Raw genomic sequence first — 10,330 nt, 5'->3', positions numbered from 1 at the left:
CGCGAGATAATAATCTCCCCAGATTCCAGTGGTTCACGCAATGAATCAAGTACCTTGCGTTCGAACTCGGGCATCTCATCGAGAAACAACAGCCCATTGTGCGCCAAAGAGATCTCTCCTGGCCTAGGGATAGAGCCTCCCCCCACCAGTGCCGCCATCGAGCTTGAATGATGCGGAGCGCGAAAAGGACGCTGCTTCCAATTGTGGGCATTGATTTCTTGTTGGGTCAGTGAAGCTACCGAAGCCGATTCAAGCGCCTCACTATCTGACATATCGGGTAGCAAGTCGCATAAACGCGAAGCCAACATGGTTTTTCCTGTCCCCGGCGGGCCAAGAAACAACAAGTTGTGATTGCCTGCGGCAGCAATCTCTAAAGCGCGCTTGCCTTGCTGCTGCCCGATTATATCTTGCAGATCTCTCAGGCTACTCGGTGCTGCACAAACTTGCGCGGTTTGATGTAGTGAGAGCTTTTGTTGTCCACAAAGGTCGGCACACACTTCAAGTAAGCTTTGCGCCGATTTATGTCTTTCAGCACCAACTAAAGCTGCCTGATCACCATTGCTATGGGGAACCACTAAACTGCGCTCAACTCGATTGGCAGCCAATGCCGCGGGTAACACACCTTTCACCCTTCTCAGCTCTCCAGATAAAGCAAGCTCGCCAATAAACTCTTGATTATTTAGCTCATTAACAGGAATCTGCTCCGACGCCGCTAAAATACCTAATGCAATCGGCAGATCGAATCGACCACCTTCTTTAGGTAAATCAGCAGGCGCGAGATTGACTGTGATTCGCTTAGCTGGAAATTCAAAACGCGAATTGATGATCGCACTGCGCACTCTATCGCGAGACTCTTTAACCGTAGTTTCAGGTAGCCCAACCAAACAAAATCCCGGCATACCATTACTAATATGCACTTCTACCGTCACTTTAGGCGCCTCTACCCCAACGCAAGCTCGGCTGTGAATGATCGCTAATCCCATACCAAGCTCACTTGTTGTCTGACCATTATTTATCCCCCTGATAGTTCGTCTATTTTGTTATCAAGGTTGTTATATAGCTTGGCGAGATGCTGAAAGAATGTGAAAAAAGAATGAGTTTTTGCTTGTCATGCGGCGGAATTGTATGTTACCACTAGAGACGCAAACAATTTCGTGCCCTATTAGGCACAGATAACTAAAGAAATAATAAATGAACTTCAACGCCCGCATTAACGCACTGATTGCCCTGATTATCGTGGTCATTATTGATTCCGCGCGGGGTAGAGTGGGCGAAAGATAACCACAGATTCAAAAAAACCCCCGCACTGAAAAGTCCGGGGGTTTTTTACAATTAGTACGCTGAAAATTTGGCAGACATAAATTAAAGCTCAGAAAAACAAGAGCCGTAGGAAGAATGGGAGCGCACATGACGTGCAACACAACACAACATCAAGCAATGCATAAAGGGGGCTCACAATGACAGGTGCCGAGTTAGTCGTTGCCGCCCTAAAGCAGCAAGGCATTAAAACCGTATTTGGTTACCCAGGTGGGGCCATCATGCCAATCTATGATGCCCTCTATGATGGTGGCGTCGAACATATCCTTTGTCGACATGAACAAGGCGCAGCGATGGCCGCGATTGGTATGGCTCGCTCAACTCAAGACGTCGCAGTCTGTATGGCAACATCAGGGCCGGGGGCAACCAACCTAGTTACTGGTCTCGCCGATGCCTTTATGGATTCAATTCCACTGGTTGCGATCACAGGTCAGGTTGCCAGCTCTCATATCGGTACTGACGCGTTCCAAGAAATCGATGTGATCGGTATGTCACTCGCGTGTACTAAACACAGCTATCTAGTAACGGATATCAATGAACTGGCACCAACACTTGCTGAAGCCTTTGAAGTGGCGAAAACAGGTCGCCCAGGCCCAGTAATCGTTGATATCGCCAAAGATGTTCAGCTAGGCCAAGCACCTGTAAACCTTCTTCCTCCTTTTTCTCCACCAGCGATGCCTGTGGCAAACCAAGAGGCTATAACCCAAGCACAAGAGCTGCTTTCTCAAAGCTCTCGTCCGGTACTTTATGTCGGTGGTGGTGTTCAGCTTGGTCACGCAACGGACTCGGTACGAGAGTTCCTACGTTTAAACCCAATGCCTTCTGTTAGCACCCTAAAAGGGCTAGGTACCATTGAGCGTCATGACCCTCACTATCTAGGTATGCTTGGCATGCACGGCACTAAAGCGGCCAACCTAGTTGTACAAGAGTGTGACCTTTTGATTGCTGTTGGCGCCCGCTTTGATGACCGAGTGACCGGCAAGCTCGATACCTTTGCGCCAAATGCTAAGGTGATTCACATTGATATTGATGCCGCAGAGATTCACAAACTGCGCCAAGCCAATGCGCCAGTGCGTGGTGAGATCCCAGCCGTTCTTCCTCAACTAGAGCTGACTCAAGACATCACGCCTTGGGTTAAGCATAGTGAAAGTCTCCGTAGTGGCTTCAAGTGGCGCTACGACCACCCAGGCGATCTTATCTACGCTCCAGGGTTACTGAAGCAGCTATCTGATCTTATGCCGGACACTTCGATTATTTCTACCGATGTGGGCCAGCACCAGATGTGGGCAGCCCAGCACATCCAACCGCGCGAGCCACAAAACTTCATCACATCAGCAGGCCTAGGCACTATGGGCTTTGGTCTTCCTGCAGCGATGGGAGCAGCGGTTGCTCGACCTGATGATCAGTCTATTCTTATCACAGGTGATGGCTCATTTATGATGAACATCCAAGAGCTAGGCACACTGAAGCGCCGTCAGATTCCGGTAAAAGTCGTTCTACTCGATAACCAGCGTTTAGGCATGGTTCGTCAATGGCAATCGCTGTTCTTTGATGGTCGCCACAGTGAAACTATTCTTGATGACAACCCGGACTTTGTGATGCTAGCAAAAGCCTTTGATATTCCGGGTAAAGTGATCACTAAAAAAGAAGAAGTTGAGCCAGCTCTTAAAGAAATGCTAGAAAGTAAAACCTCATACTTACTTCATGTTTTAATCGACGAAGAAGAAAACGTATGGCCACTTGTACCACCAGGTGCATCAAACAATGACATGCTGGAGAACACCTAACATGGAAAGATATCTAATCGACATTAAAGCGGATGATAAACCTGTACTGTTAGAACGCGTTCTTCGTGTGGTACGCCACCGTGGTTTTATTGTTAAGCAAGTTGCTGGCACGCAAAACCACGAGAGCAAAGTCGCTAGCGTTGAAATCATCGTCGACAGTGATCGTCCTATTTCATTTCTCACCAATCAAATCGAGAAGCTTTGGGATGTACGCACTGTTGAAGTCACGCAAATTGCGAGTGACGAACTCCCAAATAACAACCTACAACAAAAGATTTGTGCATAAGGAAGGCAATAATGGCTACAAAAACAGCAGACTACATTTGGTTTAACGGTGAAATGGTTCCTTGGGCAGAAGCAAATGTGCATGTGTTAACTCACGCTATGCACTACGGTACTTCAGTATTTGAAGGCGTGCGCTGCTACAACACACCTAAAGGCCCAATTGTCTTCCGCCATTTAGAGCATGCAAAACGTCTTAAAGATTCAGCAAAAATCTACCGCTTCCCTATTCCATACACTGTTGAAGAGATCATGGAAGCGACGCGCGAGACGCTGCGTCAAAACAAACTTGATAGTGCTTACATTCGTCCACTAGGTTTCGTGGGTAACGTTGGTCTAGGTGTCTGCCCACCTGTAGGCACTGAAATGGATCTGATCATTGCGGCTTTCCCTTGGGGTTCATACCTAGGTGAAGAAGCACTAGAGAAAGGTGTAGATGCAATGATCTCTAGCTGGAACCGTGCAGCGCCAAACACGATTCCAACAGCGGCAAAAGCCGGTGGTAACTACCTATCTTCACTACTGGTTGGTGGTGAAGCTCGTCGTCACGGCTACGATGAAGGTATTGCACTCAGTGTCGATGGTTACCTATCTGAAGGTGCTGGCGAAAACATCTTCGTGATTAAAGATGGTGTTATCACTACGCCACCAGCAACCAGCGCAATCCTACCTGGTATCACTCGCGATTCAATTATGACTATCGCTCGTGATCGCGGTTATGAAGTGCGTGAAGCAAACATTGCGCGTGAAGCGCTTTACCTAGCAGACGAAGTCTTTATGACAGGTACTGCAGCAGAAGTCGTTCCTGTTGCAACTATCGATAAGATTGAAGTCGGCAGCGGTAAACGTGGCCCAATCACCAAAGAGCTCCAAGAAGCTTACTTCGGCCTATTTAATGGCACCACAGAAGATAAATGGGGTTGGCTAGATTACGTTTACCCACAAGACGCAGACAAAGCTTAAAAAGCACCGGCAAATATAGGAAGTAACACAATGCCAAAATATAGATCAGCAACCACAACACACGGACGCAATATGGCCGGTGCGCGCGCCTTATGGCGTGCTACGGGCGTTAAAGACGAAGATTTCGGTAAACCTATCATCGCGGTAGTCAACTCGTTTACCCAGTTTGTACCAGGCCACGTGCACTTAAAAGACATGGGTCAGTTGGTAGCGCGTGAGATTGAAAAAGCGGGCGGTATCGCCAAAGAATTCAACACCATTGCTGTCGACGACGGTATCGCAATGGGCCACGGCGGTATGCTTTATTCGCTACCATCACGTGAGCTGATTGCCGACTCGGTTGAGTACATGGTTAATGCCCACTGTGCTGATGCCATGGTATGTATCTCTAACTGTGACAAAATCACTCCGGGAATGCTAATGGCGTCAATGCGCCTGAATATTCCAGTTATCTTTGTTTCTGGCGGTCCGATGGAAGCGGGTAAAACCAAGCTTTCTGATCAAATCATCAAGCTAGACTTGGTTGATGCAATGATCCAAGGCGCTGACCCGAAAGTGTCAGACGAACAGAGTGAGCAGATCGAGCGTAGTGCATGTCCGACATGTGGCTCATGTTCAGGGATGTTTACTGCTAACTCAATGAACTGTCTAACCGAAGCGCTGGGTCTTTCTCAGCCAGGTAACGGCTCAATGCTAGCCACTCACGCTGACCGTGAACAGCTATTCCTTAATGCAGGTCGTCGCATTGTTGAACTAACTCGCCGCTACTATGAGCAAGATGACGAATCTGCACTACCACGCAACATCGCAACCTTTGACGCGTTTGAGAATGCAATGGCACTCGATATTGCAATGGGTGGTTCAACTAACACTATTCTGCACCTGCTAGCTGCAGCGCAAGAAGGTGAAGTCGACTTCGATATGGAAGATATCGATCGTCTATCTCGTCAGGTTCCACACCTTTGTAAAGTAGCTCCTTCGACTCAGAAATATCATATGGAAGACGTCCACCGTGCGGGTGGTGTCATGGCCATTCTTGGTGAGCTTGACCGCGCTGGCCTACTTCACAACCAAGCACGCACCGTTCTTGGCCTGTCAATGAAAGAGCAGCTAGCCAAATACGACATCATCCAAACTGAAGATGAAGAAGTATTGAAGTTCTTCCGCGCAGGTCCTGCAGGTATTCGTACCACTCAGGCATTCTCTCAGGATTGTCGTTGGGATCGTCTTGATGACGACCGCGCTGAAGGTTGTATCCGCACCAAAGACAACGCCTTCAGCCAAGAGGGTGGCCTGGCCGTTCTTTCTGGCAACATCGCATTAGATGGCTGTATTGTTAAGACCGCAGGTGTGGATGAGAGCATTCATAAATTCACTGGCCCTGCGGTAGTGTTTGAAAGCCAAGAAGATGCGGTTGAAGGCATCCTTGGTGGCAAAGTGAAAGCAGGCGATGTGGTTGTTATCCGTTACGAAGGCCCTAAGGGTGGTCCGGGCATGCAAGAGATGCTTTACCCAACGACATACCTAAAATCTATGGGGTTAGGTAAAGAGTGTGCCCTACTGACAGATGGTCGCTTCTCTGGCGGTACATCTGGTTTATCTATTGGTCACGCGTCTCCAGAAGCAGCTAACGGCGGTGCAATCGGCTTGGTGAAACAAGGCGATATGATCGCTATTGATATTCCAAACCGTTCAATTTCTTTACAAGTTTCAGATCAAGAACTTGCTGAGCGCCGTGCAAAACAAGATGAGTTGGGCTGGAAACCAGTCGACCGTCAACGTGAAGTTTCATTTGCACTAAAAGCGTACGCAAGTATGGCGACTAGTGCTGACAAAGGTGCAGTACGAGACAAATCTAAGCTAGAGGACTAGCTTATGAGTGACTCAATACTTTCAGGGCAAGAACCTCAAACTGGCGCGGATTACCTGCGCCAGATCTTACGAGCGCCTGTTTATGAAGTGGCGACAGTAACGCCACTTCAAGAGATGCCACGCCTTGCAGCACGTATTGGTAACAATGTGCAAATCAAACGGGAAGACCGCCAGCCGGTACACTCGTTTAAACTGCGCGGCGCATACAACATGGTTGCAAGCCTAAACGATGAGCAAAAAGCGGCGGGAGTAATTGCAGCATCCGCAGGTAACCATGCTCAAGGTATGGCGCTTTCTGGGACTAAACTAGGTATCAAGACCACTATCGTGATGCCAAAAACCACGCCAGACATTAAAGTCGAAGCAGTACGTGGTTTTGGCGGTAACGTGGTGCTGCATGGCAGTAACTTTGACGAGGCAAAAGCCGAAGCAGAGCGTCTATCAGCTGAGCATGGCTATACTTTTGTACCACCATTTGATCACCCACTAGTGATTGCCGGTCAGGGTACGATTGGTATGGAGATGCTGCAGCAAAATGGTCACCTCGACTACATCTTCGTTCCCGTTGGTGGTGGTGGTCTCGCGGCAGGTGTCGCAGTATTGGTTAAACAACTGATGCCTGAAATCAAGGTGATTGCCGTTGAACCTGAAGACTCCTCTTGTTTGAAAGCAGCTTTAGACGCAGGTGAACCAGTGGTGCTCGATCAAGTTAGCATGTTTGCTGATGGCGTCGCTGTAAAACGCATTGGTGATGAGACTTTCCGTCTTTGTCAGAAATACATTGATGGGCATATCTCAGTATCCAGTGATGAAATCTGCGCAGCTGTGAAGGATATCTTTGAAGACACACGTGCGATTGCCGAACCTTCTGGCGCAGTAGCTTTAGCGGGCCTGAAGAAATTTGCCGAGCAAAACGGGCTGCAAGATAAAAACCTAGGTACGGTTCTTTCGGGTGCCAACACTAACTTCCACGGTCTACGTTACGTCTCTGAGCGCTGTGAACTGGGTGAGAAACGTGAAGGTCTATTGGCGGTAACCATCCCTGAGCGTCAAGGTGCTTTCTTCGAGTTCTGTAACTTGATTGGCGGCCGTGCCGTGACTGAGTTTAACTACCGTTACAACGATGACGCACTAGCCAATATCTTTGTTGGTGTCCGTCTGCAAGGTGGGCAAGAAGAGCTAGATAACATCATTCATGACTTGCGTGATGGTGGCTACCCTGTGGTCGATCTTTCTGATGACGAAATGGCTAAGCTGCACGTGCGCTATATGATTGGTGGTAAACCTTCTAAACCACTTAAAGAACGTTTATACAGCTTTGAGTTTCCAGAATACCCTGGTGCACTATTGAAGTTTTTGAGCACACTGGGAACCCACTGGAATATCAGCTTGTTCAACTATCGTAACCATGGGGCTGACTATGGCCGCGTACTGTGTGGCTTTGAGTTAGATGAATCCGATTTATCTCGCTTCTCTGCTCACCTACGAGAACTGGGTTACCAGTGTAAGGATGAAACTGACAACCCGTCGTACAAATTCTTCCTCTCATAAACTGTTAAGCCCTTAACCCCCTTGGTTAAGGGCTTTTTTGTTATCCCATCTATAGACAACCTTTCTCTTGCTTATACTTTGGTCAAAATGCGTGATGCGCATAGATATAATGCTAAAGTTTCATTTTTGTCATATCTAATTTGGATCTACACTCGTAACCAGTTTTTAAATTGCTGCTCTTATTTGTGGAGACCACTTATGTTCAACGCACTGATTCTAAATCAAGAAGAAAAACGTACTATTGCTTCTATCGAGCAAATCGACGAAGCACAACTGCCAGAAGGCGACGTACTAATTGATGTTGATTACTCATCACTAAACTACAAAGACGGATTAGCAATCACCGGGAAAGGCAAAATTATTCGTAATTTCCCTATGGTTCCAGGTATCGACTTAGCCGGCACCGTAGTGAGCTCTGAAGACAACCGCTACCAAGCAGGTGACAAAGTAGTACTGACAGGTTGGGGCGTCGGTGAAAACCACTGGGGTGGTATGGCTCAGCGTGCTCGCCTGAAAGCTGACTGGCTCGTTCCACTACCAAAAGGGCTAGATAGCAAGAAAGCCATGATGGTCGGTACGGCTGGCTTCACAGGTATGCTATGTGTCCAAGCACTGCTTGATGCGGGGATTAAGCCTGAAGATGGCGAAATTCTTGTTACTGGTGCGAGTGGCGGTGTTGGCTCAGTAGCAGTAACGCTATTGGCTCAGCTAGGTTACAAAGTGGCGGCGGTAACAGGCCGTGTTGAACAAAATGGCCCGCTACTTGAGAAGCTAGGTGCAAGTCGAATTATCGACCGTGTTGAGTTTGAAGAGCCAGCACGCCCACTTGAAAAGCAAGTTTGGGCAGGTGCAGTTGATACTGTAGGCAGTAAAGTACTAGCAAAAGTACTGGCTCAGATGGATTACAACAGCGCGGTCGCAGCGTGTGGTCTAGCAGGCGGTTTTGACCTACCTACTACAGTGATGCCTTTCATTCTACGTAACGTTCGCCTACAAGGTATTGATTCAGTCTCTTGCCCGACCGAAAAACGTATCGCAGCGTGGGAGAAACTGGTAGAACTCCTTCCAGATAGCTACTTTGAGCAAGCTTGTACTGAAGTAGAATTAGCTGAAGCACCAAAATACGCGGAAGACATCACTAACGGCCAAGTAACAGGTCGTGTTGTGATTAAGCTATAACAGCTGCAGTTAGATAGAAAAGAGCCAGCACCTGTAATGCCGGCTCTTTTGTTACTGAAACGATTTAGTCCAAACCAATATCTTCAATGCGCTTGGCAATCAAGCGACTGCACTCTTCCTTTACGATTCCGCGTAACCACTCCTGAGCAGGCGAATGCTCACAGCGTGGGTGCCAAATCATCGAATAGTCGAACGGAGTAAACTGAAATGGCAATGGCTTAATAACTAAGTCATAGCGTTCAGCGACCAAATAAGCCAAGTCTGCCGGAACCGTAATAATCAATGGCATGGTATCGACAATCGCCAACGCAGCCTCTAGATGGTACGCACGCAGCACCATTTTGCGCTTAGGTTGGTCAACTAACGCCCCTTCAATCAACGCCTTAACACCATCACTGATAGCGATCATCGCATGTGGATAGTTGAGATAATCCTGCAGGCTGAGCTCTTTGTCTGCCAAGGGATGCCGCTTCGATAATAAGCACAACACCCCAACCCGACCCAAAATTTCGCTACGCAGTGGCTCTACAGGGCCAATTGGGCGGCAGATCGCTAGGTCTGCACCTTCATAGGTAAGCTGATCGGCTAATCTATCATGCTGAAGTGGTAAAAAGTTAAACGACACATTGGGCGCTTCTTGATATATACGTGGCAAAGCAAACGGCAAGATAGTTTGCATTGCGTAGTCCGTCGTAGCGATATTAAACGTTTGATCGCAGCTGCTTGGTTCAAACTCAATTGGTGACAACAACTGACGCAGGGACTCTAGCGGCTCACCTAAACAGCGATCAATTTCGAGAGCCTTTTCTGTTGGAATCAGATGTTGACCTTGGCGGGTGAATAAAGGGTCGCCAAGCATATCGCGTAGCCGTCCCAAAACACGACTCATCGCAGATTGACTAAGGTTAAGGCGATTCGCTGCTTTGCTCACGCTGCACTCTTCAATCAGTACGCGCAATGCAACCAATAGGTTGAGATCTCGACGATAAATATCTTCTAATTCCACGCTTAAACCACGTATTTTAGATGGGTATGGGCGTATTGTACCTTTTTCAGGCAAAAAAAATCCCGCTTTTCAGCGGGGAAGCCCAAGAAAACTGGGGATAGTGTCGGAATGTAGTTGAGCGTAGTGATAAAAAACGAAGCGTAGTTGGAAGCGCTACAGTTCGTTTTCGTGTTCTTCAGATGCGCTCGGCCAGCGATGCATCTCAAGCCAAATCCCTACCACCGTCGCACCCATGCCGAGCAAAGGCATAAATGACGACGATTCTGCTGGTGAACGTAAAACAAGTGCGCAAAAAGAGATAAAACACAGCACTGAATAGATGGTTAGACGATCTAAAGCTGTCAACATACTTGCTCTCCCGTTTTAAATGTTA

General features: G+C 47.9%; 9 protein-coding genes. 6 read left to right on the top strand and 3 right to left on the bottom strand.

The window, feature by feature from the left end:
• Nucleotides 1-983: YifB family Mg chelatase-like AAA ATPase (locus AC6R00_RS00800; RefSeq protein WP_500639011.1), on the bottom strand; the 983-nt coding region annotated here is incomplete at its 3' end.
• A 474-nt stretch (nt 984-1,457) separates the two neighbouring features.
• Between AC6R00_RS00800 and ilvG the strand changes: the two genes are divergently transcribed.
• From ilvG to acuI, 6 genes are all read left to right on the top strand, one after another.
• Complete coding sequence (gene ilvG, locus AC6R00_RS00795; protein ID WP_500639010.1) at nt 1,458-3,104, top strand: acetolactate synthase 2 catalytic subunit; 1,647 nt, start codon at nt 1,458-1,460, stop codon at nt 3,102-3,104.
• A 1-nt stretch (nt 3,105) separates the two neighbouring features.
• Entirely contained in the window at nt 3,106-3,390 is a 285-nt protein-coding gene (gene ilvM / locus AC6R00_RS00790) for an acetolactate synthase 2 small subunit (protein ID WP_004743613.1), read from the top strand.
• 11 nt (nt 3,391-3,401) lie between these two features.
• Nucleotides 3,402-4,349: a branched-chain-amino-acid transaminase gene (gene ilvE / locus AC6R00_RS00785; protein WP_171325403.1), complete on the top strand. Its 948-nt coding sequence runs from the start codon at nt 3,402-3,404 to the stop codon at nt 4,347-4,349.
• A gap of 30 nt (nt 4,350-4,379) precedes the next feature.
• Nucleotides 4,380-6,221: a dihydroxy-acid dehydratase gene (ilvD, locus tag AC6R00_RS00780; protein WP_171325405.1), complete on the top strand. Its 1,842-nt coding sequence runs from the start codon at nt 4,380-4,382 to the stop codon at nt 6,219-6,221.
• A 3-nt stretch (nt 6,222-6,224) separates the two neighbouring features.
• The gene (gene ilvA, locus AC6R00_RS00775; protein WP_500639009.1) at nt 6,225-7,772 is read left to right on the top strand and encodes a threonine ammonia-lyase, biosynthetic; all 1,548 of its coding nucleotides are present in this window, start codon (nt 6,225-6,227) and stop codon (nt 7,770-7,772) included.
• A gap of 198 nt (nt 7,773-7,970) precedes the next feature.
• Nucleotides 7,971-8,951 carry an acrylyl-CoA reductase (NADPH) gene (gene acuI / locus AC6R00_RS00770; protein WP_239827195.1) on the top strand — a complete coding sequence of 327 codons (981 nt, stop codon included), beginning with the start codon at nt 7,971-7,973 and terminating at the stop codon, nt 8,949-8,951.
• Between the two features lie 64 nt (nt 8,952-9,015).
• On the opposite strand, the gene AC6R00_RS00765 is transcribed toward acuI, so the two are convergent.
• Both AC6R00_RS00765 and AC6R00_RS00760 read right to left on the bottom strand, forming a co-directional pair.
• The gene (locus AC6R00_RS00765) at nt 9,016-9,957 is read right to left on the bottom strand and encodes a LysR family transcriptional regulator (RefSeq protein ID WP_500639008.1); all 942 of its coding nucleotides are present in this window, start codon (nt 9,955-9,957) and stop codon (nt 9,016-9,018) included.
• 153 nt (nt 9,958-10,110) lie between these two features.
• Nucleotides 10,111-10,305: a hypothetical protein gene (locus AC6R00_RS00760; protein ID WP_004743607.1), complete on the bottom strand. Its 195-nt coding sequence runs from the start codon at nt 10,303-10,305 to the stop codon at nt 10,111-10,113.
• Between the last annotated feature and the right edge of the window lie 25 nt (nt 10,306-10,330).

Source organism: Vibrio sp. R10-SF1-ISO8 (assembly GCF_059833805.1).
Note: the sequence above shows the minus strand (reverse complement) of the source record. Positions and strands in the feature narration are given on the sequence as shown.

Bases quoted from the DNA above. Each gene is read 5' to 3' on its own strand.
- ilvG (WP_500639010.1), top strand. From the start codon at position 1,458: ATGACAGGTGCCGAGTTAGTCGTTGCCGCCCTAAAGCAGCAAGGCATT.
- ilvM (WP_004743613.1), top strand. From the start codon at position 3,106: ATGGAAAGATATCTAATCGACATTAAAGCGGATGATAAACCTGTACTG.
- ilvE (WP_171325403.1), top strand. From the start codon at position 3,402: ATGGCTACAAAAACAGCAGACTACATTTGGTTTAACGGTGAAATGGTT.
- ilvD (WP_171325405.1), top strand. From the start codon at position 4,380: ATGCCAAAATATAGATCAGCAACCACAACACACGGACGCAATATGGCC.
- ilvA (WP_500639009.1), top strand. From the start codon at position 6,225: ATGAGTGACTCAATACTTTCAGGGCAAGAACCTCAAACTGGCGCGGAT.
- acuI (WP_239827195.1), top strand. From the start codon at position 7,971: ATGTTCAACGCACTGATTCTAAATCAAGAAGAAAAACGTACTATTGCT.
- AC6R00_RS00760 (WP_004743607.1), bottom strand. From the start codon at position 10,305: ATGTTGACAGCTTTAGATCGTCTAACCATCTATTCAGTGCTGTGTTTT.